Annotated in this window: 23 protein-coding genes; 10 read left to right on the top strand and 13 right to left on the bottom strand. The window is 33.6% G+C overall.

The annotated features are described in order from the left end of the window. Positions 1-53: 53 nt before the first annotated feature. Positions 54-1,181: an NTP transferase domain-containing protein gene (locus tag MY04_RS08605; protein WP_205960506.1), complete on the bottom strand. Its 1,128-nt coding sequence runs from the start codon at positions 1,179-1,181 to the stop codon at positions 54-56. Beyond that, entirely contained in the window at positions 1,181-1,675 is a 495-nt protein-coding gene (gene moaC / locus MY04_RS08600) for a cyclic pyranopterin monophosphate synthase MoaC (RefSeq protein WP_066208664.1), read from the bottom strand. The genes MY04_RS08605 and moaC overlap by 1 nt, the downstream gene beginning before the upstream one ends. A 51-nt stretch (positions 1,676-1,726) precedes the next feature. Between moaC and MY04_RS08595 the strand changes: the two genes are divergently transcribed. Together MY04_RS08595 and MY04_RS08590 are read left to right on the top strand one after the other, a co-directional pair. After that, positions 1,727-2,938: a molybdopterin molybdotransferase MoeA gene (locus MY04_RS08595; protein ID WP_066208662.1), complete on the top strand. Its 1,212-nt coding sequence runs from the start codon at positions 1,727-1,729 to the stop codon at positions 2,936-2,938. A gap of 3 nt (positions 2,939-2,941) precedes the next feature. Continuing rightward, entirely contained in the window at positions 2,942-3,307 is a 366-nt protein-coding gene (locus tag MY04_RS08590) for a DUF7009 family protein (RefSeq protein ID WP_066208660.1), read from the top strand. A 90-nt stretch (positions 3,308-3,397) separates the two neighbouring features. On the opposite strand, the gene nadB is transcribed toward MY04_RS08590, so the two are convergent. The 4 genes from nadB to MY04_RS08570 all read right to left on the bottom strand — a co-directional run bounded on the left by nadB (position 3,398) and on the right by MY04_RS08570 (position 8,291). After that, a complete protein-coding gene (gene nadB, locus MY04_RS08585; RefSeq protein WP_066208658.1) occupies positions 3,398-4,975 on the bottom strand; it encodes an L-aspartate oxidase in 1,578 nt (525 codons plus the stop codon). Between the two features lie 61 nt (positions 4,976-5,036). Continuing rightward, the gene (gene nadA, locus MY04_RS08580; protein ID WP_066208655.1) at positions 5,037-6,029 is read right to left on the bottom strand and encodes a quinolinate synthase NadA; all 993 of its coding nucleotides are present in this window, start codon (positions 6,027-6,029) and stop codon (positions 5,037-5,039) included. Positions 6,030-6,448: 419 nt separating this feature from the next. Then, entirely contained in the window at positions 6,449-7,387 is a 939-nt protein-coding gene (locus tag MY04_RS08575) for a tetratricopeptide repeat protein (protein WP_066208650.1), read from the bottom strand. Between the two features lie 70 nt (positions 7,388-7,457). Further along, positions 7,458-8,291 (bottom strand): mechanosensitive ion channel family protein, encoded by an 834-nt coding sequence (locus MY04_RS08570; protein WP_066208648.1) that lies wholly within the window; start codon positions 8,289-8,291, stop codon positions 7,458-7,460. 129 nt (positions 8,292-8,420) lie between these two features. Between MY04_RS08570 and lpcA the strand changes: the two genes are divergently transcribed. Further along, positions 8,421-9,005, top strand: a complete 585-nt coding sequence (gene lpcA, locus MY04_RS08565; protein WP_066208646.1) for a D-sedoheptulose 7-phosphate isomerase — start codon at positions 8,421-8,423, stop codon at positions 9,003-9,005. Between the two features lie 51 nt (positions 9,006-9,056). Here the strand turns inward: lpcA and MY04_RS08560 are convergent, their stop codons facing one another. Together MY04_RS08560 and MY04_RS08555 are read right to left on the bottom strand one after the other, a co-directional pair. After that, entirely contained in the window at positions 9,057-11,246 is a 2,190-nt protein-coding gene (locus MY04_RS08560) for a tetratricopeptide repeat-containing sensor histidine kinase (protein WP_066208643.1), read from the bottom strand. Between the two features lie 133 nt (positions 11,247-11,379). Continuing rightward, on the bottom strand, positions 11,380-12,231 hold the full coding sequence (locus MY04_RS08555) for a hypothetical protein (protein WP_158297624.1): 852 nt from the start codon (positions 12,229-12,231) through the stop codon (positions 11,380-11,382). Between the two features lie 169 nt (positions 12,232-12,400). Here MY04_RS08555 and cysC point away from each other — a divergent pair, with 169 nt between their 5' ends. The 3 genes from cysC to MY04_RS08540 are packed head-to-tail and all read left to right on the top strand — an operon-like array spanning position 12,401 to position 15,244. Beyond that, positions 12,401-13,015 (top strand): adenylyl-sulfate kinase, encoded by a 615-nt coding sequence (gene cysC, locus MY04_RS08550; RefSeq protein ID WP_066208639.1) that lies wholly within the window; start codon positions 12,401-12,403, stop codon positions 13,013-13,015. Positions 13,016-13,017: 2 nt separating this feature from the next. After that, positions 13,018-13,923: a sulfate adenylyltransferase subunit CysD gene (gene cysD, locus MY04_RS08545; protein ID WP_066208637.1), complete on the top strand. Its 906-nt coding sequence runs from the start codon at positions 13,018-13,020 to the stop codon at positions 13,921-13,923. Positions 13,924-13,942: 19 nt separating this feature from the next. Next, a complete protein-coding gene (locus tag MY04_RS08540; RefSeq protein ID WP_205960505.1) occupies positions 13,943-15,244 on the top strand; it encodes a sulfate adenylyltransferase subunit 1 in 1,302 nt (433 codons plus the stop codon). A gap of 186 nt (positions 15,245-15,430) precedes the next feature. Here the strand turns inward: MY04_RS08540 and MY04_RS08535 are convergent, their stop codons facing one another. Beyond that, the gene (locus MY04_RS08535) at positions 15,431-15,988 is read right to left on the bottom strand and encodes a hypothetical protein (RefSeq protein WP_066208635.1); all 558 of its coding nucleotides are present in this window, start codon (positions 15,986-15,988) and stop codon (positions 15,431-15,433) included. A gap of 330 nt (positions 15,989-16,318) precedes the next feature. Here MY04_RS08535 and MY04_RS08530 point away from each other — a divergent pair, with 330 nt between their 5' ends. Together MY04_RS08530 and MY04_RS08525 are read left to right on the top strand one after the other, a co-directional pair. Next, a complete protein-coding gene (locus tag MY04_RS08530) occupies positions 16,319-18,844 on the top strand; it encodes a DNA gyrase/topoisomerase IV subunit A (RefSeq protein WP_236941110.1) in 2,526 nt (841 codons plus the stop codon). Positions 18,845-18,953: 109 nt separating this feature from the next. Then, on the top strand, positions 18,954-19,361 hold the full coding sequence (locus MY04_RS08525) for a (deoxy)nucleoside triphosphate pyrophosphohydrolase (RefSeq protein WP_066208630.1): 408 nt from the start codon (positions 18,954-18,956) through the stop codon (positions 19,359-19,361). Here MY04_RS08525 and MY04_RS08520 read toward each other — a convergent pair. Further along, the gene (locus MY04_RS08520) at positions 19,351-19,857 is read right to left on the bottom strand and encodes a response regulator (protein WP_066208629.1); all 507 of its coding nucleotides are present in this window, start codon (positions 19,855-19,857) and stop codon (positions 19,351-19,353) included. The two genes, MY04_RS08525 and MY04_RS08520, sit on opposite strands and share 11 nt — an antisense overlap. A 119-nt stretch (positions 19,858-19,976) precedes the next feature. On the opposite strand from MY04_RS08520, the gene MY04_RS08515 reads away from it, so the two are divergent. After that, on the top strand, positions 19,977-21,293 hold the full coding sequence (locus MY04_RS08515) for a sensor histidine kinase (RefSeq protein ID WP_158297623.1): 1,317 nt from the start codon (positions 19,977-19,979) through the stop codon (positions 21,291-21,293). Between the two features lie 40 nt (positions 21,294-21,333). Here the strand turns inward: MY04_RS08515 and MY04_RS08510 are convergent, their stop codons facing one another. Continuing rightward, positions 21,334-22,878 (bottom strand): hydroxymethylglutaryl-CoA reductase, encoded by a 1,545-nt coding sequence (locus MY04_RS08510; RefSeq protein WP_066208626.1) that lies wholly within the window; start codon positions 22,876-22,878, stop codon positions 21,334-21,336. 228 nt (positions 22,879-23,106) lie between these two features. Here MY04_RS08510 and aroQ point away from each other — a divergent pair, with 228 nt between their 5' ends. Next, the gene (aroQ, locus tag MY04_RS08505) at positions 23,107-23,526 is read left to right on the top strand and encodes a type II 3-dehydroquinate dehydratase (protein ID WP_066208624.1); all 420 of its coding nucleotides are present in this window, start codon (positions 23,107-23,109) and stop codon (positions 23,524-23,526) included. Here aroQ and MY04_RS08500 read toward each other — a convergent pair. Both MY04_RS08500 and MY04_RS08495 read right to left on the bottom strand, forming a co-directional pair. Beyond that, positions 23,523-25,490, bottom strand: a complete 1,968-nt coding sequence (locus MY04_RS08500) for an ATP-binding protein (protein WP_084005811.1) — start codon at positions 25,488-25,490, stop codon at positions 23,523-23,525. The genes aroQ and MY04_RS08500 overlap by 4 nt on opposite strands. After that, a complete protein-coding gene (locus MY04_RS08495; protein ID WP_066208618.1) occupies positions 25,477-26,049 on the bottom strand; it encodes a YfiR family protein in 573 nt (190 codons plus the stop codon). The genes MY04_RS08500 and MY04_RS08495 overlap by 14 nt, the downstream gene beginning before the upstream one ends.

The raw sequence follows: 26,049 nt of genomic DNA, 5'->3' as shown, positions 1-26,049 counted from the left end.
AAAGAATAAAATCAAAAGGCTGTCTCAAATTTATTTTGAGACAGCCTTTGTTATTATATCTCTGATTTAATTTTCTTGTATTCTTCAGGAGTATTGGCGTTCGTCAATTCTTCTTCAAATTCAGGAATAATTAAATTTATATCACTATTGATAAGTGCTTTCCTTGGGCATGAATAACCCCAACTTAAAAATTCTAACAGTTTCCCATAAGATCTAGGTTCCCAAATACAGATTAAAGGTTCAGGAAAATCTAAACTTGGGCTCTTAAATGAGGTAGCATATTTTGAGGTGTCTCTTTGATTAACCAAATCATCCAAGGTTTTCTCTGATAATAGAGGCAAATCACAAGCAATGACCACCCAAGCAGCATTAGGGTCTTCTTGAAAGGCCGATAAAATTCCTCCCATCGGTCCTAGTCCAATAAATTTGTCAGATATTGTCTTTTGATCTTCGAAGGCATTGGAATCATGCGCTGTTGAAAGATATACTTCCTTACAATACTTACTCAAAAGGTTCTTGGCATATTGCCACTGAGGTACATCGTGGTACTTTAATGTGGATTTATCTTTTCCCATTCGAGTAGATTTTCCACCTACAAGTACTAAACCTTTTAAAGTGGGCTTTTTGTAATATTGATCTATGTAGTCAGCAACCTCTTTTATCGTTCCCTCTTTTTCAATGGACCATTTTGGTAAATCATTTAGTTCTGGGAGAACATCAAGTACTTCTTGAGGAATGGATGTTTGCCCTTCTGAAAAAACAATACCAATCGGTTTTTTCACTTTTTGAATTTTCTTAATTAATGGTTTACGATCATCAATAAACAATAATTGTTCTGAAGCTTCATAATGATTACCATTTACAATCAAGATATCTGAACCATTAAATAACTGTCTTTTTTCGAAGCTATTGTAGTTCGACTTTACATCTAATCGGTGAAATTTTATCTTATCAGTGACTTGTAAATGAACTTCACCATAAAATGATTTCTCTAATTCTTCTTCATCTGTTTTGTGATCCATGTCCAAAAAGGCAGGATTTCGATGAGGAAGGTTTGAAGCTATTTCACCAGCAAACTTTTTAATTTCACCACAGGTTGTGCCCATTATGGCAATTTCATTTGTGGCAAAGTTTCCTATATTTTTACGGGTTAGTTTGGCGTGTTTCTGATGTTTTTTCATTATCTGTTGAAGTCTGTTTTTCCTCCCGATTTGTGGTATAACTTGGTCTCTTTAATGATGATGTCTTGGGATAAAGCCTTACACATATCATAAATAGTTAGCGCTGCGACAGTAGCACCGGTAAGCGCTTCCATTTCCACCCCAGTCTTTGATGTTACCTTTGCAGTACTCTTAATTAATAATTCAGTATCTGAATTCCATTCGATCTCAATATTACATTTATCGAGCGGTAAAGGATGACATAATGGGATTAATTCAGAAGTTTTTTTCGTTCCCATGATACCTGCAATGATTGCCGTTTGAAAAATCGACCCTTTTTTCGTAAGATTATCCTGTTTTTGAATAGTCTGTGCGACTTCAAGTGGAAATTCAACAATAGATTGAGCAATAGCTATACGTGTAGTTATATTTTTTTCACCTACATCTACCATAGAAGGATTGCCTTCTTTATCTAAATGTGTAAGTGTAGTGTTTTTTTCTTCTTGATCTTTCATGAAAGCGAAATTATAAAATTCAGACGTCAATTTCTCAATAATCAAACTACAATGCAAAATCAATTGATAGAACCTGTAGAGGTGGATAAAATAATAGGTGAAGTTTCACTTAATTTAAAAATTGAAGAGGTCGATTTGGTTCATTCTTTAGGAAGAACGTTAGCGGAAGATATTTTTGCCGATAGAGATTTTCCTCCATTTCATCGTGTGGCTATGGACGGTGTAGGCATTCACTCTTCTCAATTAGGTAAAACAGATAAGGTTTTTGAGGTAGAAGGTGTGCAAGCAGCAGGAAGCCCTCAATTGACTTTAGAAAATAGAGAAAACTGTCTTGAAGTGATGACGGGTTCTGTATTGCCTGTAAATGCAAAAGTAGTGATCCCTTACGAATGGACAGAAAAAGTGGAAGGGGGAGTAAAGATACTTGACTTTAAAAATGCTCAGATGATGAGTAATGTCCATCAAAAGGGATCGGATAAAGCTGAAGGAGACGTGCTGATTAAAGCAGGAAAAGAAATATCTTCTTCAGAAATTGGTATTCTTGCGACAGTAGGGAAGTCAAAAGTAAAAGTAGTAGCACGTCCTAAAATTGCGGTAATTGCTACAGGCGATGAATTAGTGGGAGTGGATGATACACCGAATGATTATCAGATAAGAATGTCGAATTGTTATTCTCTAAAAGCAACGTTGTCAGAGAATGGATTTGATTCAGAAATTTTTCATCTTACTGATGATAAAGAAGAGTTATTGATCAAGATCAAAAATATAAAAGAACAATTTGATATTTTGGTTTTTAGTGGTGGAGTATCAAAAGGCAAATTTGATTTTCTACCAGAGGTATTTGAGTCATTGGGTATAAAAAAACAGTTTCATGGAGTGAAACAAAGACCTGGAAAGCCCTTCTGGTTTGGAAAGTCGGATAAGCAGGTGGTGTTTGCTTTACCTGGTAATCCAGTTTCTACCTATTTATGTTCTAATAGATATATGATTCCTTGGTTAAATTCACAATTAAAAAAAGAAAAGTACTTGCCATCTAAGGCAATTCTAGATAAAGATTTTAAATTTGATAAACCATTGACATTCTTCTTACAAGTGGAGACTTTTTATAAGGAAGATGGTTTACTTTATGCGAATCCTATTTCAGGTGGAGGTTCTGGCGATTTGGCGAAATTATCTGCAGCAAATGCTTTTATCGAGCTAAATGCAGAAGTAAATGAGCATAAAAAAGGACAACAATATACCGTATGGTTTTATAAAAAATAGATTATGAAATTAAGATTATTAGATAACAGTATCCGTCTTCGTCTAAACAAAGAGGATATTGACGAGCTATATAGAGAAGGTGAGGTTTATACGACTTCCCAACTAGGTGCAACCTCTTTTATTTATGGAGTAAAATCTATTGAAAGAGGAGAGATGTCAGCAGAAATGCAAGGGAATAAACTTCAGTTTTTACTAACTGTTGATCAGATCAAAGAATGGGTGGATACTTCTACAGTTGGTTTTTCATCTGTTCAAGAAAATGCTGATGGATCTTCTCTTAAATTATTGATCGAAAAAGACTTTAAATGTCTGACAGATAGAGATGAGGATGAAAGTAAGAACTTTGAGAATCCAAATTCTACTTGTTAGTATAGTTATTTTAGGACTGTACATAGATATAAATAAAAGAGGCTGTTTTCATAAAGTTGAAAACAGCCTCTTTTGTATCTTAGGGTTTAATTATTCAAAATCAATAGAATAATGTAAGCCAATATTTTGATGCCTTTCCTTTGCTCCGCTAATGACCAAGTAACAGATCGTAATCATGTTTCTTAGCTCACAAAGAGGTTGAGAAATCTCTGTTCTTTTGTACAGTTCTTCCGTCTCTTCGTAAATCAAGGCAGTACGTTTAAATGCACGACGTAAACGTTCGTTGGATCTAACAATACCCACATAATTTGACATTACTCTTTGTAGGTCACTTCTAGATTGGTTAATCAAAACCAATTCTTCAGGAACAGTTGTACCGTCTTTGTTCCAATCAGGAATCTGTTCCATCCACTGTGTTTGTTCTACAAGCTGTGTTGCGGTAACAAAAGCTTCATGTGCATATACTGCCGCTTCTAATAACGAATTTGAAGCTAAACGATTAGCACCATGTAAACCTGTACAAGTACATTCTCCACAGGCCAATAAGTTATTAATAGAAGTCTCTGCTTTAGTATTTACCACAATTCCTCCACATAAATAATGAGAGGCAGGGGCAACCGGAATATATTCTTTGGTAATGTCTATACCTAATTTTTGACAATGACTATAGATAGAAGGGAAATGGCTTTTCAGTTCGGCTTCATCAATGACTGATGCATCTAACCAAACATGTTCTTTACCTTCCTTCTTCATTTCAGAGTCAATAGCACGAGCTACAATGTCTCTAGGAGCTAAAGATCCTCTATCATCATATCTTTTTACAAAGTCTTCCCCTTTACTATTTCTAAGAATAGCACCAGATCCGCGCATTGCTTCGGTAATTAGGAATGCATTCCCTTCATGTCCTCTTTGATATAAGGCGGTAGGGTGGAACTGAACAAACTCCATTTGTTGAACATGTCCTTTTGCCCGATAGGTCATAGCAATACCATCACCGGTAGCGACAGAAGGGTTTGTCGTTGTTTTATACACCTGACCAATACCTCCAGTAGCTAATAAAGTTACTTTGGAAAGGATAGTTTCTACTTCACCAGTAATTTTATTTAAAGCATAAACACCATAACACTGAGTGTCCTTACGATAACGTGTAACATCTTCCCCAAGGTGGTGCTGTGTTATTAAATCGACAGCAAAGTAATCTTGAAGGATTTTTACATTATCATATTGTTTGATGGCATTAAGAAGTGCGCGTTGAATTTCTTGCCCAGTAACATCTTTGAAATGAAGTATACGGTGGTCACTGTGTCCACCTTCCTTAGCAAGGTTATATTCTCCATTATCAGATTTATCAAACTGAGTTCCCCAATTGATCAATTCTCGAATACGTTCGGGGCCATTTTCAACAACGAGTTTTACAACTTCTTCATTGTTAATATGCGATCCAGCAATAAGGGTGTCTTGGATGTGTTTTTCATAAGAGTCTCTTGCGTCAATGACCGCCGCAATTCCTCCTTGAGCATATCTTGTGTTACTTTCAAAGGGTTCATCCTTTGTAATTAAGCAAATTTGTGGGTGGTATTCCTTGTCCTGATAGTATTCACATAGTTTTAATGCGTAACTCAGACCTGCAATACCAGAACCAACTACTAGAAAATCTACTTTTGTCATTGGTTATTTTAAAAAAAAATAAAATGCTGTCTTCGTTTTTAACGAAAACAGCATTATAAATCTATGATAGTTCAAACATTCTTTCTATTGAACCAATAGCTTTAACACGAATGTCTTCGCTTACCTCTACCTCAGGGTATTCATATTTCAAACAATTGTACACTTTTTCCAATGTATTCATTTTCATGAAATGACATTCAGAACATGCACAAGTATTGTCTTCTTTAGAAGGGGCAGGAATTAAGTTTTTATGAGGAACTGCTTCTCTCATTTTATGTAAAATTCCAGCTTCTGTAGCAACAATATAAGCGTCGCTATCGTCCTCTTGCACAAATTTTAGTAACGCTGCAGTTGAACCAACGAAAGAGGCTACTTTAAGAAGTGGCATTTCAGATTCTGGATGAGCAATAATTTTTGCATGAGGGTTTTCCTTGTGTAAATCAAGAATCTTGTCTAAAGCAAATGCTTCATGAACGATACAAGCACCGTCCCATAGCAACATATCTCTACCTGTTTCCTTCATGATATATTTACCCAAGTTTCTATCAGGTGCAAATATGATCTTTTCGTCTTCAGGAAGTGAGTTGATGATTTTTAAAGCATTAGTAGATGTAACTGTAATGTCTGTATATGCTTTTACATCAGCAGAAGAGTTGATGTAAGTGACAACAGTATGATCTGGATATTGTTTGACAAATTCCGAAAATTCTTTTGCTGGAGCTGCTTCCGCTAATGAACAGCCAGCTTTGAAATCTGGAAGAATAACTTTTTTCTCGGGATTGATAATTTTAGCTGTCTCAGCCATGAAATGTACACCTGCAAATAAAATAATATCTGCATCGGTATCAGCTGCTTTTTGTGCTAATGCTAAACTATCTCCAACAAAGTCTGCAAGATCTTGGATCTCGGCATCTTGATAATAGTGGGCTAGAAAAACAGCGTTTTTTTCTTCTTTTAAACGTGTAATTTCTTTTTTGAGATCAATAGGGTTATTTTCTGTAACATCAATAAATCCTAGTTGATCTGCTCTATCTTTAAGCTCTTGTGTAAGCATTTTTTTATTTTATACGATTACCTAAGTTACCGCAAAGTTACACAAAAAGTGTCAATAGCTATATGCGAAATGAAATGTAAATTTCAACTAAATCTAAATTTTTGGACATTTTTTACAATGCTTGCCCTTACGCTTATACTTTTTGCAGCAGTTCTTTTTCTTACAAGGGATGTCTTCAAGAAATTGATCATCAGTGACTGATAACATTTCTAATAACCTTGAGCTTGTTGTACTGATAAATAGCGGATCTTGTTGTTGCATAAGTTTTGTTTATTTAGACTTATTCTTGATTAATGATCAAATATATAAAACTAAATTGGATTAATTCTAAATAAAGTAGCTTATGTAAGAAAAAAAGTGCAAATCATGACGTTTTTATGATTTACACTTCTTGTCTCATTTAAATAAATATTGACTATTTATTGAGTAGAACTTATCTCACAATATTTGTTCTTTAAATCAACAATCTCGTTACCATAACGTGGAATGAAACCTTTGTTTATTGATTCATCAATGGCTTCACAAGCTTTTTCATAATCTTTCATTTCAATGTAAATCAAAGCTAGATTTCTGAATGCATAGGAGTTAGTGTCGTCAACATATAAAGATTTCATTACATCTTCATACGCTCCTTTTACATCTCCAAGTTGTAGACGACTGTAGGCTCTGTTGTTTAAGCTCAATCCTAAATATTGACTATTCTCTATAACGATATTGAACTGTTCAATAGCCATTTCATGTTCACCAATTAATTGATATTTAAAACCTAAGTTTAAATAGCCGGGCATAAAAGTAGGATCAAGTTCAATTATTTTATTGAAATAGATAAATGACTCTTCTTTTCTTCCAAGTTCATCACTTACTGTTCCTAAATTATTTAATACACCTAAATCAGTACTATCTTTAGCATAGGCCTTTTGTAAATCATTATAGGCCTTATCAAATTGTCTGATGTGAGAAAAAGCAGCTGCGCGGTTGACGAGTATTTCAACATAAGCACTATCAGGGGCATACATTAAAGCTGTAGAAAAATCTCTTATTGCTTTTTGATGATGATTTGATTCAATGTGATAATTACCTCTTTGATGATATAATTTGTAATCTTTAGGGTGGAACAAAATGAGATCATTAATAATCACAATGGCTTTTTGATAATCATTGTAATAGGAATAGATTAACGATTTATCTACTTCATTTGTAATTCGATCTGTTTCATTATCAAATTCTAATTGGTTTAAAGAATCTATGTAATAATTGACTTGTTCCTCAGTCAAATCATAAAAATGTTGTTTTCCCACTTGTCCAATGGAGAAAAATGAAATAGTAAAGAAGCTGAGAGTTAATAGATAGTATTTCATGATACAAAAGTTTGTTTGAAAAAAAAGCCCTACTAAATAGTAGAGCTTCAATATAATAAATTAATATGAACTAAGCTTCAGCTTCTTGTTTCATATGTACCACTCTTTGAGGGAATGGAATTTCAATACCGTTATTATCAAGAGCAATTTTACCCGCTTCTAATGTTTCGAATAAAAATGCCCAGTAATCATCTACTTTAAGGTGTACTCTTAATTGAAGATCAACAGAACTATCACCAAGGTTAGTCACCCAAACTACTGGAGCTTCAGGTTGCGTAAGTACTCTTTTGTCATCTTTAATGACGTCTAGAAGTACCTGTCTGGCTTTTTTGATATCAGAGTCATAAGAAATGCCAATAGGTACATCACATCTTACAAAACCTTCTCTTGTATAGTTTTTAATTACTCCTCCAGCTAATCCGCCATTAGGAATAAATACATGTCTTCTATGAGGAGTGACGATTGAGGTAGCAAAAAGTCCAATGTCTTCTACGACACCAAGGTGACCTTGTGCTTCGATCAATTCTCCTTTTTTCATTGGTTTTAAAGTTAGAAGTAACGCTCCACCAGCAATATTTGCTAAAGAACCTTGTAAAGCAAGACCAATAGCTAAACCTGCAGAACCTAACATTGCAATGAAAGATGTTGTTTCTACCCCCGCAATACCAATAGCGGCAATTAGAATAATCACCTTTAGGCCAATTTTTACCAAAGAGGTAATGAAGTCGATCAATGCATGATTATCAGATGATTTCCTTTTTACTTGGTTAGCAACAATATGGGCAACTTTATTGGCAATCATAAATCCTACAATGAGGAATAATATTGCCATGCCAGCCTTTAGACCGTATTCAGTCAAAACGAACGTAAGTTGATCCTGTAGCTTTGAAGAGTTAAAATCCATCAGTTATTAAATTAAGATTGTGTTTGGATTGAGTTAATATTTTATAAAAATAGAAAGTTTTTTTAGTTTTTTGTAAGATCAAGCACAAATTTGTACAATTAAGATCAAAAAAAGATTCACAAAATACGTATGTCAGATTTCAAATCATTAATTGAGGGTGAGCTAAAAGAAGCTCAAACGGTGTTGGAAAAGTTTCTATCAGATGAAAATAATATTCATTCTGTAGAAAAGGCTGCTGATCTTTTGGTGGATTCTTTTAAAAATGATGGAAAGGTAATCTCTTGTGGAAATGGTGGTTCACATTGTGATGCAATGCATTTTGCAGAGGAACTTACTGGTAGATACAGAGAAGACAGACCATCAATTGGTGCAATTGCCATATCTGATGCTAGTCACTTATCATGCGTAAGTAACGACTATGGATTTGAGTATGTTTTTTCAAGATACTTGCAAGGAGTTGGTAGAAAAGGAGATGTCCTCTTTGCATTGAGCACAAGTGGTAATTCTCAGAATATTGTCAATGCTATTGACGTCGCTAAAGAGAAAGGTATTAAAGTAATAGCATTAACTGGTAAAGATGGCGGTAAAATGGCAGGGCTAGCTGATGTCGAAATTAGGGTGCCTCATTTTGGTTTTGCTGATAGAATACAGGAAATACACATCAAAGTGATTCACATAATTATTCAGCTAATTGAAAAGAAAATGGGCTACTAATAGCCCATTCATTTATAATATATTTTAGGAGACACCCCATGGGGTGTTTTTTTATACCTGAATTCCTTCTAATGGAAGCTGAATTGTAAATGTTGCTCCACCTTCCTTGTTATTAAAGGCGTTTATGCTTCCTTTGTGCTGTTCGACAATGTCTTTACTGATAATTAACCCTAAACCTAAGCCTTCTTTTTTTGTAGTATAAAAAGCCTCAAATAAATGGTCAAGATCTTTTATGCCACCTCCATTGTCAGATATACTAATGCCAATTCTATCGTCTTTTAATTTTTTGGTGGATATCTTAATGACCTTAGTATCATTGTCATTTTCTTTTACAACTTGATAGGCATTGTCTATTACATTAATAAATACTTGTGATATTTTACCTCCTAGACAAACAACTTCAGGAAGATGATCTTCAAGTTCTACCTGAAGGTCAATACCATCATATTTATATTTTTTTGATAAAAGATTGAGTGTAGTGTTAATACTTTGATTAACATCAAGAGGCTTGGGTACCCCGTGGTTTGACTTTACCGCATTCTTTAGATCTTGTGAGATCTCTCGAATTCTTTTCACCCCATCATCAATTCCTTCTAAAAGAAGAATAGACTCTTCAATATCTTCTTGAAACTCTTCTTTGTTATCAATCTCTTGTTCCTTTACCATCTCTTGTACCTCCTTTAGATTGTCGCTAATAGGTACAATATTGTTGGAGATAAAGTTTAAAGGATTATTTATTTCATGAGCAACAACAGCCATCATTTGTCCAACGATTGCCATTTTTTCAGATCGAGCTAACTGTTCATGAATTTTTTTAGTTTGTACCAAATTTTCTTTTAACTCATCATTCTTTTTAGTGAGTTGCTCATTGAGTTCTAAAACCTGAACTACTTTTTCACCAATAATAAATTTTTGATCTTGGATTTCTTTAGTTTTAACTTTTAAAGTATTACTAAACTCTTTAAATCGTTTCTTTTTCTGATTGATCAGATAAATAATAACCCCCATTAGCACTAGTGTGACAATTACGGAAATTAAAGCGTATTCTCTGTAAACAATCTTCTCTTCTGATAAAGTATTCTTCTGATTAAGGAGATTTATTTCTTCCTGTTTTTGAGCAATAGCCATATTATTCTCAATCATTTGAGCTTTTCTCAGCTTTTCCTCGTCCTGATAAAGATGTATATAATAGATGTATTTTCGTAGGGCTTCTGCTTCTTTAATAATATCACCTCTTTTATTATATGCTTTAGAGAGAACGTCTGAAAGTAATAGTGCCTCTTGAATCGCAGGTAATTTTTCTGCAATCACTAAACCTTTGTTTGCAGCTTCTATACTTTTTGATATACTATTTTGCAACAGATAAACCTGTGCGATCTTCTCTAATATTTTAGCTTGTTTAAGTTGTTGTTTCAGCTTAAGAAAACCTTTGTATGCTTTTCCATAATGATTTAAAGCAATACCTAAACTATCTGAGCTACTATTAAAATAGGTTTCTCCAAGAGAAGCTTCACAAGTGTAAATCAAAGATTCATAATCGGCTTCAATAGCGATTTCTTTAGCTTTTAAAAACTGAACCCTTGCGTCATAAGGACTACCTGCTTGTAAATAAGCTTCTCCAATACTTTGATGAGCAGAGGCAATCAGGTCTTGTTTACCAATAGATTTTCGCTGATTTAAACTGTGGTGATAGTTCTCTAAAGCCAACTCATACTTTCCTCTTGATAATTGAATATTACCAAAAACTTGATAGGCATAACCAATCAATTGAGCATCACCGGTTTTGTTTGCGATAATAATTGCTTCATTAATATTTTTAAGGGATTCATAATTATCCCCTTCGTAAAAGAATAAATTACTGATATTTATATATGAATATCCTTTTTGAATTTGGTTGTTTGAAACGTCTGCTTGTAATAATGCTTGTTTGAAGAAATCGAATGCTTTAGAATAGTGTCCTTTATTTCTACAGGCTACCCCAATGAGGTTAAGTACTTTTGCTCGATCTTTAAATTCAGAAGTGCCTTCAGTAATATTTAAAATTTTCTCACCATAATAAATTGTGGTATCTGGAGACAGATCTCTAGAGTTCCACATGATTTGAAAATATGCGTCAATTAATTCTTCTTCATCTAAATTTCCTAACTCCTTTTTGAGGCTATCAATAATGGCTTTCTGAGCGTTGGAAGTAGTGTAGATGCAGATAGTGAATAAATATAGAAGTAATAGTGCTTTTTTCATCGCTTAGCGCTTACAAAAATGCTTTTAATTAAGGTGTTTCCTTTCGGTTAAAATTGAAAATAGGAGTTTATTAAGAGTGACTTCAGGTTTTCAATTTGTGAAATATAATAACTTTTAGAGAACTTAAGGAATTTTAAACGTTAATCGAATTAAAGTTAAAAATAAATTTTGAGCTCCCTGAATTATAAAGGATTATTTCATCTTCTTTTAAATCATTGATAGTCTGATTGTAGGGAAGTAATTTTCGACTTTTTGTAGTTTGATTCCATATGAAAATAACTGAATGATTATTCATTATTTTTTTAAACCCAATTTGAGAGAAACTATCTCCAAACGACCAGTCATTTTCTGTGTAAGTCATAATGTCATCTGGAGAATAATCAATCACAAATTGTTTGAGTACTTTACTAAGTCCTCCCATTATGGTGATTCCATTTTTATTACAATATCTAATCATTTCATAGGATTCATGACCAATATTAGTTTTTGTCATTTTTCTTTTCCCACTAAAAGAGGCTACACCAATTAATGCTTTATTCAGGAAAAGCCCGTATTTGATTTTAGCATTAGTAATTTTACCTGTATGGTTAATAGATAGAAAGTCATCTAATTCTGGCTTTGTTATTTTTGCGACTTTCACCTTTCGTCCATAAATCACTTTTGATTTACCTAGTGATGCAGCAATTCTAGATAAACAAGCTTCTGTTCTAAATTCGAATGTATCACTCCAAAGATGTATCACTTTATTTGGGTGTAAATATTTGCCAACCTCTATAATACTTGATGATGAAGCATGCCATTCTTTATGTACTAAATCCGGTTCAATAAGATGAATGAACAATGATTTGTCATCAATCTTAATAAATGGATAAGGGCTTATTTCATCATAAAGCTCAATAGAATAATTAAACTTTTGATCTTCAATAAACTGAAATAATTTTTGGAAAATGGTGATATCATACATACCCAAATTTATCAAACTCAATTGTTAATGATTGAGAAATTCACATTGTTTTGACCATTTTTTTACTGATTTATTGATGCAAATCTCAAATTTTTTTAAAAATCTTTGTAATCGAAATACGTTACTCTATATTTGCCTATTAAATATATAGGGTAATAGAATTAATTAAATTACCTCGACAAATAAAGATATGAGCGAAGCTACGAATATACATCCGATATTCAATTCTCTATTAAGCAGAGAAAAGAAGGAAGGTCTCCTTAAACAAAATGGAGTTGTTTTATGGATGACAGGTTTATCTGGTTCTGGAAAAAGTACTCTTGCAAAAGCACTGGAGTTTGCATTGTATGATTTAGGTTATAAAACCATGCTTTTGGATGGAGATAATCTTAGAACAGGCGTAAATAATAATCTTGGATTCTCTGAAGAAGATAGAATGGAGAATGTTCGTCGTTCGGCTGAAGTATCGAAATTATTTGCTTCGGCAGGTTTGGTGACCATCTGTTCTTTGATTAGCCCAACAGAGGAAATCAGAGCAATTGCACGAGACATTATTGGCGAAGAAGATTTTAAACAAGTACATATTGATTGTCCTTTTGAAGTGTGTGCGGAACGTGATGTAAAAGGATTATATAAAAAGGCATTGGCAGGGGAGATCAAGAACTTTACTGGTTTGGATTCTCCATTCGATATTCCAAAAGACCCATTTGTGCGTATCCCAACGCATGAGCAATCTTTGGAGGATAGCTTAAAACAGCTTTTAGAAGCCGTATTGCCGATCATTAAATTAGACGAAAACAAATAGGTATGCAGACTCATACACTAACTCACTTAAAACAGCTGGAATCTGAAGCGATCTATATCTTCAGAGAGGTGGCGGAACAATTCGAACGTCCAGCTATGCTATTTTCTGGTGGAAAGGATTCTATCGTAATGTTACATTTGGCTAGAAAAGCATTCTGGCCAGGTAAAGTTCCTTTCCCATTAATTCACATCGACACGGGTCATAACTTCCCAGAAGCGATCGACTACCGTGATTGGATGGTGAAAGAATACGATCTTGATTTAATCGTAGGGTCTGTTCAGGAATCTATCGATAAAGGTACTGCAGTAGAGGAAAGAGGGGTAAACCCAAGTAGAAATGGCTTGCAGGCGATTACTCTATTGGAAACTTTGGAAGAATACAACATCGATGCTGCCTTTGGTGGTGGACGTCGTGATGAAGAGAAAGCAAGAGCAAAAGAGCGTTTCTTCTCTCACCGTGACGAATTCGGTCAGTGGAATCCAAAGAACCAACGTCCAGAACTATGGACACTTTACAACGGTCATTATAACGATTATGAGCACTTCCGTATCTTCCCAATTTCCAATTGGACGGAGATGGACGTGTGGCAATATATTGCTCAGGAAAAAATTGCCTTACCTTCTATCTACTTCGCTCACAAGCGTCCAGTAGTAGAAAGAAACGGTATTTTACTGGCTGAATCTCCTTGGAACACTTTGTTGAAAGACGAGAAGTACGAGGAGCGTTTAATTCGCTACAGAACTCTAGGCGACATGACTTGTACGGGTGCTGTGTTATCTGATGCAGATAACTTATCGGGTATCATTCAAGAAGTAGCCTCTTCTAGAGTAACAGAAAGAGGTAACCGTTCGGACGATAAACGATCGGAAGCCGCAATGGAAGAGCGTAAATTACAAGGTTATTTCTAACATTCAGACATCAAAAACAATGAGCGAAGTATTAAATCATCCAAGTATCATCAGAGAAGAATCAGCTTCAGCTGTTGATCAATCGTATTTAGATATGGACCTTCTTCGTTTCACTACAGCAGGTAGTGTAGACGATGGTAAGAGTACCTTGATTGGTCGTCTGATGTACGATACAAAAGCAATTTTCGAAGACCAATTAGAGGCGATCGAAAAATCAAGTCAGTCTAGAGGGGACGAGAACGTTAACTTGGCCTTACTAACTGATGGACTAAAAGCAGAAAGAGAGCAAGGCATCACCATTGATGTAGCTTACAGATATTTTGCAACACCTAAGCGTAAGTTTATTATTGCTGATACTCCGGGCCACATTCAGTACACACGTAACATGGTAACGGGTGCATCGACTGCGAACTTGGCAATTATTCTTGTAGATGCTAGAAATGGTGTCGTAGAGCAAACAAAACGTCACACATTCATTGCTTCATTATTGAAAATCAAGCATATTGTAGTGGCTGTAAATAAAATGGATTTGGTGGATTACTCTGAAGAGCAATTCAACAAAATCAAAGCTGATTTCTTAGCATTTTCTGAAAAAATCGGTATTGAGGATATCCGTTTTATTCCTATCTCAGCACTTAAAGGGGATAATGTAGTAGACGATTCTACGCAAACACCTTGGTACACGGGTGGATCATTATTGGAAAACTTGGAGAAAGTAGAAATCGATCAAGATCTTGATTTGGTGAATGGTCGTTTCCCAATCCAAAGAGTAGTGAAAACTGACGATTTCAATGGTTTTGCTGGTAGAGTTGACGGTGGTATCATTAAGGTAGGTGACGAGGTTGTTGCCTTCCCTTCAAAAGAGACCGCAAAGATTAAATCTATTGAAACAATGGACGGAAGTATTGAAGAAGCATTTCCTCCAATGTCAGTGGTGATCACTTTAGATAAAGAATTGGAACTGAAGAGAGGGGACATGATCGCTAAGGCGGACAACCAACCTTCAGAAGTAGATTCAATTAATGCAACAGTTTGTTGGATGAACCAGAATGGTTTATCAGTTGGTGGTAAATATTTACTGAAGCACACAACAACAGAGGTAGAAGCCACTGTAACAACTGTAGTAGACAAATTGGATATCAATACAATGGAGCACATCAGCACAGATTCAGGTCTTCAGATGAACGAAATTGGTGAGATTTCGATTAGTTTATCATCTGCTATTGTTACAGATAGCTATAAGACCAACAGAGCAACAGGTAGCTTGATCTTAATTGATCAAGAGACAAATGAAACTGTTGCGGCGGGTATGATTAAATAATTTCATTCAGCTATATATTAAAAAACACAACATCTTTAACAGGATGTTGTGTTTTTTTATTTATGAAACTTTTCTGAGACGATATCCACACGTCAATAGAAAAGCGATGGTTACAAATACAATTACCATAATTTAGTTAATAATAAAGGGGAGTTTGTTGTTAATTATTTGATTCACGGGAGAGAATCATTCAATGATAATTTTTTCAAATTCGACGATTCCACCTACACTTACTTTTACAAAGTGTTCACCCTCTCCAAGCTTGTAGAATTTATTGATTTTACCATAGGGGTCTTGGAACTCTAAACTACCTTTAGCATCCAAAACAATAATACCAATGGTTTCATCTTTCTTGCCCTCTATAAAGAAACCATCTTTTTGTTTCTTAATGATGACATTTTTATTACTTAACTGATTGGTACTACCATGTGCGTATACAGTACATAGATAATCAGTTTCCCATTTCATGACCTTATAGTAGATGTCGTCATTTTGGTTTGCAGCTATTTTATATTGATAAACTGCATGATCATTCGCTTGGACTGCTTCATGTTTCCAATGCACTTTATCCGATGAGGTTTGGACTTCAAATTTATAATGCTCTTTTGAATGATCCGCCCATGTAAGAATTGTTGCGTGATCTGTACGACTAACTTTTAGGTTATTTTTCATTTCTTGAGCATGGATCTTCCCAAGAAAGAAAAGTGATAGTAGTATAGATAATAGGTATTTAGATGAATACATTTTTCTAATTATTTAATATATAATTTTTATACGCAGATTATTGAAAAAAGTAGCTACCCTTAAAACTTGTTAAGATTGTAAAAAAATGTTCAAAATACGTTTCATTTTTCGATTATTTTGATCAATAAATGTCATTATTTTGTGCAATGTTTAAATTTTGGTAATTTATTTGTAATCTAAATATCGACTTATGATCACTTTCATTTGTATGTGAGCTACAAATCTATATTTTTGTGATCTAGGCAATTTTTTTTCGACTACCAATTTTTGAGGATTAACGTGGAAAACGAGCAAAATTCAGAAAATAATAATGTCATACATATTGATGGTATGTACCAAAACTGGTTCCTTGATTACGCTTCTTATGTAATCTTGGAAAGAGCGGTGCCTAGCATTTATGATGGCTTAAAACCTGTACAAAGAAGGATCCTTCATTCAATGAAAGAGTTGGATGATGGACGTTTCAATAAAGTGGCGAACATTATTGGATCGACAATGCAGTATCACCCACATGGTGATGCGGCTATTGGTGATGCAATAGTAAACTTAGGGCAAAAAGAACTATTAATAGAAACTCAAGGTAACTGGGGTGATATAAGAACGGGAGATAGTGCGGCAGCACCTCGTTATATAGAAGCTAGGTTATCCAAGTTTGCATTAGAGGTAGTTTTTAATCCAAAGACTACAGAATGGCAACTTTCTTATGATGGACGTAAGAAAGAACCTATCAACTTACCAGTGAAATTCCCATTACTTTTATCACAAGGGGTAGAAGGTATTGCGGTTGGTTTGGCAACGAAGATTATGCCTCACAACGTAAAGGAGTTGATCAAAGCATCTATTGATGTTTTAAAAGGTAAGAAGGTGCATCTATTGCCTGATTTCCCTACAGGAGGATTGGCAGATTGTTCTAATTACAATAGCGGTCTGAAAGGGGGTAAGATCAGAAATAGAGCAAGAATTGAGTCGCCTGACAATAAAACGTTATTGATCAAAGAGATTCCATATACTTGTACAACATCAAGTTTGATTGATTCGATCATTAAAGCGAACGATCAAGGGAAAATCAAGATCAAAAAAGTAATTGATAATACCGCTAAGGATGTAGAAATCGAGATTCAATTGGCCAATGGTCAGTCTCCTGATGTGACAATTGCTGCACTTTATGCGTTTACAGATTGTGAAGTATCTATTTCTCCAAACGCTTGTGTCATCATTGATGATAAACCGGTATTTATTGGAGTAGAGGATATCCTTAAGAGCGATACTGATTATACTGTAAAATTACTTGAGACAGAATTAAAGATTCGTGAAGGTGAGCTTCAAGAGAAAATTTTATTTAGCTCTTTAGAGAAGATTTTCATCGAAAATAGAATCTATAGAGATATTGAAGAGTGTGAGACTTGGGAAGCAGTTATCGAAACAATCGATAAAGGGTTAACACCATTCAAACCGAGCTTCTATAGAGAGATTACAGAAGACGATATTGTTCGTTTAACTGAAATCAAGATTAAGAGAATCTCTAAGTACGATACTTTCAAGGCGGATGAATTACTTAAATCACTTTTAGAAGAACTAGAAGAGGTAAGACACAACCTTGTTCACATTATCGAATACGCTATTGAATATTTCCAAAACTTATTGAAGAAGTATGGAAAAGAGCATGAGCGTTTAACTGAGTTGACTACTTTCGATACTATTTTGGCATCAAAAGTAGCAGCAAACAACGCGAAGTTGTATGTGAATAAAAAAGAAGGATTCATTGGTTTCAACCTGAAAAAAGAAGAAGGTGTTGAGGAAGTAATGGATTGTTCAGATATCGATGATATCATTGTCTTTAGAAATACTGGAGAGTATGTGATTACCAAAATCGGAGATAAGAAATTCGTCGGTAAAAACATTCTTCATGCAGAAGTTTATGTAAAAGGAGATGAGCGTAAAGTGTATAACGCTATTTACTTAGACGGAGCAACGGGTATTACCAGAGTTAAACGTTTCCAAGTACCTAGTTTTACTAGGGATAAGGAATATAACGTAACTAAAGGATCCCCTAAATCTAAAGTCACTTACTTCTCGAGCAACCCTAATGGAGAAGCAGAAGTAGTAGGAGTATCTCTATCACCTAACTGTAGTGCAAAAGTAAAATCGTTTGAATATGATTTTGCGGATCTAGAAATTAAGGGTAGAGGGTCTCAAGGAAATATCCTAACTAAGTATCCTGTTAGAAGAGTTACGTTAAAACGTGAGGGTGTTTCTACTTTACCAGCTATTGATCTTTGGTACGATGAATCTGTTGGATTATTAAACAAAGATGAAAACGGTAAATATCTTGGTAAGTTTAAAGATGAGGACAGAATTATCATTTTCTATGAAGATGGTGAATATGAACTGACCAACTTTGAAATAACTAATCGTTACGATGCTAAGAAAGTAGTATTAATCGAGAAGTTCTTACCGTATAAAGCCATATCTGCTGTTCATTACGATACGAATAACCGTCAATATTACATCAAACGTTTCCATATCGAAACATCGACGATGAACAAGCGCTTTAAGTTTATCAATGAAGCAAATGCTTCTAGATTATTGCTTGTTACTACTCAGATGTCACCGTTGGTGGAGCTAACGTATACAAATGGAAGAAAACGTGAAAAATATCAAGTGAATTTAAAAGAGTTTGTAGAAGTGAAAGGTTGGAAAGCTTTAGGTAATAGAATTCCACACGATAGAGTAACAGATGCAAAACTTTTAAGTAAAGATGATGCTGTTGATACAACAGAGTCGACTACAAAGAAAGAAGATGATTCTTCTAACGATGATCATAATGATGGACATGATTCATTACGATTATTCTAATTAGATTGAAAATTTATTTTAGAAGCCCAGGATTTAATTTCTTGGGCTTTTTCTTTTTATACAAGGTCTTTTTTGTAGATTTAAAATTACATCTACATCTCAAACTTTTATGAAAACAAAACAATTACTTCAAGTGGCGGCAGGGGTGATTTTACATCCTTTGCACCCAGGGAAATTTCTTTTATCAAAACGTCCAATGGATAGACATTTAGGAGGTCTATGGGAATTCGCCGGTGGAAAAATAGAAGCTGATGAAACTCCTGAAAGGGCAATTATAAGAGAATTAAAAGAGGAATTTGATGTTGAAGTAACTGTAAATAAAAAAGTGACACATCACATTTATCATTACCCTGAAGTTTCTCTAGAGTTACATACTTTCGAAGTGGTAATTACTTCAGGCGATATCAAATTATTAGAGCACGATGAGATCTCTTGGGTGACTATAGATGATGTTGATAAATATCCAATAGCTCCGTCTAATAAAATGATTATTGATTATTTAAGGATTAAACATTAGTCAATTCACTTTCAATCTTTTGTATTGCACTTTCAAGTTTTTTTCTGTGTTCAACAGATATTGAGCAATTAGGTTTGTTTTCTTCAATTCTCATCTTCTTGATGAATTTTAGTAATTGAAGATTATTTAGATAAGGCATTAAGTGAGATTGTAATTGACTCATGTGTTCTTTTAAGATTAGTCCATTACCATCTTTCACTTTTGCATGAGGAGCCAATTCTTTATTATTTACAGTTCCAGTAATAAAAACAATAGGTATTACCATTTGATTTTCAGAAATGAAATATAAGATTTCTAATCCATTATAACTCTTCAATTGGTAATCAGATAATATAATATCAGGTTCAACAATTTGTATAATTTTAGCAGTGTCTTCAAACTTGTAGGTGATATGTACAACAGGAGAGTTGACTATTTTTTTTGTGTGATAGGCGATCAATTCTGCATCAGCAGGGTTATCTTCAACTATGAGAATTTTTATGGATAAATCAATCATTAATAGAGTAGTTTCTGAATAAACCAATGTAGGGTTTCCTAATTTAAGAAGAATTTTATTTATTTTTTTTATTATTTTAAATATTGAAAGATTTCTCTGGTACTATTTATACTATTGTGATGAAAAAACTTCTATCTAAGGTAATCAAGTTTGGAACAGGATTGGGCTACGATTTTGAGACAGAAAAGAAAATTCGATTAACTAACACTCTTACATTATTTTCAAGTGTATTTGCCTTTATTCAACTTTTGAATTTTGTTATTCAAGGAGTAAATATTTATGCAACTTTTTCAGTTCTCATAATGTTGCTTATCCTTATATCAATTCCTGTTTTACATAAATATGGTATGAAGTTATTACCTAGGTATATCTATTGTTTTTATTCATTATTAAATGTAGTTATACTTAGTATTACTCTTGGACCAGAAGTACAAGCACAATACTTTATTTTTGCTTATTTAGGTTTACCAATGGTTATTTTTGGATATGATATTGGAAATGCAAAAAACTACTTATCATTTTTAGGCCTTTTTGTTTTTATTTATTTGGAATGGCATTTTTTGAATTTCAGCCCACTTACACCTGTACCAGAAGATCAAGTTTTTTCTCAACGTTTAAGTAATAATATCATCACAATATTGGTTGTGATATTATTGTTTTATTTCTTAAACAAAGAGAATTTGAGATTTTTAGATCAAATTAAAAGAAATATTTTTATTGAGGAAAAGAACAAATCTTTAGAGTATTTCGCCTATTTATCACACGATCTAAAAGAACCCTTAAGATCGGTTTCTGGATTTACAGAAATCATTAAAATGGAATATCATGATGATAATAAAAAAGAATTGAATAAATATTTTGGTTATGTAGATCAAGGCATCAATAAGATGAGATCATTAATTGATGCTTTGGCTCAATTGGCAACTTCTGGTAAAACCTCAGATTTAGAATCTATTGATATTAATGATGCACTAACAGAAGTGAAGTTAATGCTAAATGAGGTTATACTCGAAAAAAATGCAGCTATTATGTATAAAAAACTACCTATAATAGTTTGCTATTCAACTGATGTGAAACAAATTTTTGCCAATTTAATTTCTAATGCAATAAAATATCAAAGACCAAAACAAAAACCTATTATATCAGTCACACATAAAGAAAACAAAGATGAATGGGTATTTTGTGTTGAAGATAATGGTATTGGAATCCGTCCTGAATATCAAGAAAGAATTTTTAAATTCTTTACTAGACTTCATTCTGAATCAGAATATGATGGATCTGGACTAGGATTGAGTTTTTGTAGGAATTTAGTTGATAGGCATTTTGGTAAAATATGGGTTGAAAGTGAAGTTGATAAAGGAAGTAAATTCTATTTTAGTATATCAAAGAGATTAAAAATTGATCAAAAAAATATCCAAGATCAAATACATTATTAATACCTGATCTTGGAAATGATATCTTTATTCAACTTAAATATTACCTATTTCTACCATACTGTTCGTGAGAACTTACCCAATCGGAAGATGAGATAGCTGAAGCCAAAGAAATCTCTCCAGCAAGCACAACAGCTGCTACAATCTCAGCAAATTTATAAGCTTTACCTTTGCCATAGCAGTCCAGTAATTCTAAGGATTCCTTTTGAGTACCAATACCTGTACCCCCACCATAGGTTGCAATAATGAGAGATGGTATTGTTATGGAAATATATAAATCTCCATCTTTTGTTAACTCAGTATATATAATTCCAGCTGATGATTCAGATACATTTGCTACATCTTGCCCTGTAGCAATAAACATGGCTGTTATGCCATTTGGAGAATGTAGACCGGTATTGTTTACTCCAGATAAAAAAGAGCCAATAGCAGCAATTCTAGAATGGTGATCCAATTGTTCTGGCTCAACTCTCATGTATTGTTGCAATACTTCTTTTTTCAAGGTGATTTCCGCTGTTACACGTTTACCTCTTGTTCTCATGATATTGATTTGAGAGGCTTTTTTGTCTGTGGCGAAATTAGATTCAAGGAAGAAGTTTTTAATACCTGGATATTGATCTAAAATCCAACTACAAGCTGCAAAAGTTGCTCTGCCTACCATATTTTGTCCAGCGGCATCTCCCGTTTTAAAGTTGAAACGCAAAAAGGCAAATTTATTAGATAGGAAATGATCGATGTAAACCAAGTTGGCCACTGATGAGGTGGTTTCAGCTTCTTCTTTTATTTTATCAAAGTTTAATTGAATCCACTTTACAAAATCTCTAGCTCCTCTGGCATCTAAAAATTCGAATACAGGAGCACGTTGCATGGCATCATCAACTACAGATACTTTAATACCTCCACACATATTAGCTACTTTCATCCCTCTATTATATGATGCTACTAAAGTTCCTTCAGTAGTAGCCATAGGAATCATAAATTCACCAATAGCATGTTCTCCATTTACTTTAATAGGTCCTGCAAACCCCATTGGTATTTGAGCTACACCTGTGAAATGTTCAATGTTTCCGGCCAATTCATGGGGATCAATTGAATATTTACCAATATGATTGATTGGTTTCTTTGTAAATTCTGAAACGTAAGCTTGCCTTTCCTTGATAATCTTTTCCCCAAAATCATCCATTTCATCCCTAGGCATTCTTTTTTCCACTTTGTTTGGATCTGCTACGGTGTCGTTTACAGATAATTTTAATGTTCCAAAAGGAGAGGCCTTCACGCTAATTTCCAATTCATGTCTTTCTATAGGAAGTTCATCAAAATCAGTAATATTTATTTGGATTGTTTTTCGGAGAGGGAAGGCTAAACGATTTTCTTTATTTATGTCTTTAGCTTTTATGTCTGATTGATCTGAGGTAGTAAGAGTGACTGTTTCAAGATTTACTTCATTACCATTAATCTTAATGTGGAGTATTTCCTTTAATTCAGCATCCTTAAGTCGGTTTTTTATTGAAAAGCTAATGCCATTATCAGTATTTATTAAACTACCTCTTGTGTAAAGTTGCTTAAGCAACATGCTTGGGATAAACATAGGAATTTGTTGTTTGATTTAATGATTATAGTCTATATTTCAATTGAGTTATTGAACATTTGCTTTACAGTAATATCAATATCAAAGTGAAAAGAAAGTATATTTACAGTGCTTTTCAAAATTAAAACTATAAAGTGTTGTACAAAATAAGTATAGAATCAAGAAAGATATTTTCTTCATTACTATATTTACCTTTTCCAATACTAATTTAATCAATAATTATTCAAAATGAAGATTTTAATTTTAAACGGACCAAACTTAAATCTTTTAGGCAAAAGAGAACCAACTATTTATGGAAATAGAAGTTTTGAAGAATATTTTGAAGAATTAAAAAAGGTATTCCCAAATGTTGAATTAGAGTACAGACAATCGAATCATGAAGGAACACTAGTGGATTGGATTCATGAGGTGGGGTTTTCTTATGATGGTATTGTTTTCAATGCAGGGGCATATACACATACTTCCGTAGCTATTGCAGATGCAATTGCTGGTGTGACAACAAAAGTAATAGAAGTACATATTTCAAATGTGCATGCACGAGAAGCATTTAGACACCATAGTTACATGGCAAAAAATTGTGTTGGAACAATAGCAGGACTTGGGTTGAAAGGTTATGAATTAGGAGTAAGATATTTTACCGAGTCTTAATTAGACAGTATAAGTGTTTTTACTTTGTCTTCTAATACGTCTTTTTTGAAAGGCTTAGAGATATAATCATCCATTCCAGCTTCTTTACATCTTTCGAACTCACCTTTCAGAGCTGAAGCTGTCATGGCAATAATTGGAATAGATTTGATCGGTTCATCAAACTCCGATCGAATCTTTTTTGTTGCCGTATAACCATCCATTTCTGGCATATGCACATCCATAAGAATCAAATCAAAGTGATCTTCATCTAGTTTTTCGATAGCAATAAGCCCATTATCAGCTACTTCAGTTTTATATCCCCACTTTTTCAGTAATCTAAGCACAAGCATTTGATTGACTTCATTATCTTCTACTAAGAGTACTTTTTTAGTTGACTGATCAAATTCGATAGTGTTTTCTTCTTCAGAAGGAACCTTTTGCTCTTGAGTTTCTTTGGTCGCAAGATAATTTTTAAAGGTGATGTTAAAGTAAAAAGTACTACCTAAATTGGGTTTACTCTCAACAAACATTTCTCCTCCTTGTAATTCTACTAATTGTTTAGAAATACTTAATCCTAGGCCTGTACCTCCAAATTTTCTAGTAGTCGCATTGGATGCCTGAGTAAAACTATCAAAGATTTGATCAATTTTATCTTTAGGAATACCAATACCAGAATCTTTTACAGAGAACTGCAGGTTCGACTCATTTTCACTTTGCTCTAAACATCTAACAGTGATGATTACACTCCCTTCAAAAGTGAATTTAATGGCATTAGAGAATAGATTGATAAGTATTTGTTTCAATCGAACAGGATCTCCAATAACAAATTGAGGGACTTTTTTAGAAATATCTAATAAGGCATTTAATCCTTTTTCCTCAGTCTGAATTTTATGAGTTTCAATAATGCTATTCAATAAATCAAATAAGTCGATTTTGGTGGTTTCTAGTGAAAGCTTACCTGATTCAATTTTGGATACATCAAGTATGTCATTAATTACAACCAATAAGTGGTCAGCAGAACCTTTTAATACTTTTAATAAATGTTTTTGTTCATCATCTAATGGTGTGTCCTGTAGTAGATCAGCCATACCCATTACTCCATTTATAGGTGTTCTGATCTCGTGAGACATATTCGCTAAGAACTCTTGCTTAGCATTCGCAGAACTTTCTGCCACTTCTTTTGCATGGATTAATGACTCGTTTTGCTCTTCGATTTTCGAAAGCATATCGTTAAAAGCTGTAATCAATTGACCAATTTCGTCATGCCTTTGGTCTTGAATACGAATTGAAAAATCCTTTTTATTAGAGATGTTATGCGCGGTTTTCTCTAAATCAAGAATGGGTTTAGAGATCGTTCTTTGTAACGGTACTGATAGGAAAAATACTAGGAGTACTACCGATCCCACAATCACAATAAACATAACAAAGTAAGTGGTTAAACGGCCTTGTATACTGTCCAAGTTAGATCTAAGAAAAACAGTATTTATCCTGCCATTTTCATCAAAGGTACTTACATATATGTCCAGATGATTTTCGATTAACGAAAAATTGGTTTCATTTTGAGTGTATTTGGGGATATAATCAGCATGCGAAAGTTGCCATTCTTTATCAAGAAGAATATTCTTTTTCTGATTTATAGAATCTTTTTTTGCTAATGAAACAGCTTTCTGATTAAAATAAGCAAATAATCGTTGTTCTTTATCAAAGATAACTCCAGTAAGGATATGTGGATTATTGATTAATAAATCAGATAAATTTTGTTGTGCGGCATTTACTTGTTGAAGTTCAACAGAGGCATCGTTATTATCACCTATAATTTTAGCTAATTGTTGGGTATCGTTTATAAACTTGGTTTTATATTGTTGGAAATCATATGTACAATACAAAATTGTTGATAAAGATGAAGCAATCAAACTAACCAATAGTATTATACTGATTAATTTAATTCTTAGAGATTGTTGATATAGTTTTTTAATCTGGGTCATATGGAATAATATCACTTGCTAGATTAAGGAGTTTTACGTCTATCGTCAGTTGTGCTTTATTTGCTGAGACAATATTAAGAGTATATAAACCATTTGGAGTGAGATTAATTATGCCTCCATTTTTACAGAAGTTAGGAATATTATCACCTATGGTCAAAACAAATGAGTTATTCTTTTCATAAATCTCATTTAGTAATGCTTTTATTTCTTCATTGGAAAACCCTTGAGTCATAAATACAATATGCGATCCTTTTAACTCTTTAATACTATTACCTCTTCTTATTTCCCATTGTCTGCCATTAACATATCTGTTCTTGAACATATTGTCGATTACATCTCCAAAAGGGTCATCCCCCAAAATGCCTAATACTAGTTTATTATTATCTTTAAATGCTTTTGAGGGCCAATTGACAAATTTGGCAAAAGTGTTGACCATTGCCGCTTTCCTTTCATATTCATCAAATTGAGCATAGGAAGTCGAAACAGTAAAATAGGCAATACATCCAACTGCAATTAGTAGTAGTTTTTTTATCGATATGTCTTGAAAAATTGCTTTCAA

It is taken from the genome of Flammeovirga sp. MY04 (genome assembly GCF_001682195.2).
Classification (GTDB): Bacteria; Bacteroidota; Bacteroidia; order Cytophagales; family Flammeovirgaceae; genus Flammeovirga; species Flammeovirga yaeyamensis.
This window is presented reverse-complemented; position numbering and strand designations above follow the sequence as displayed.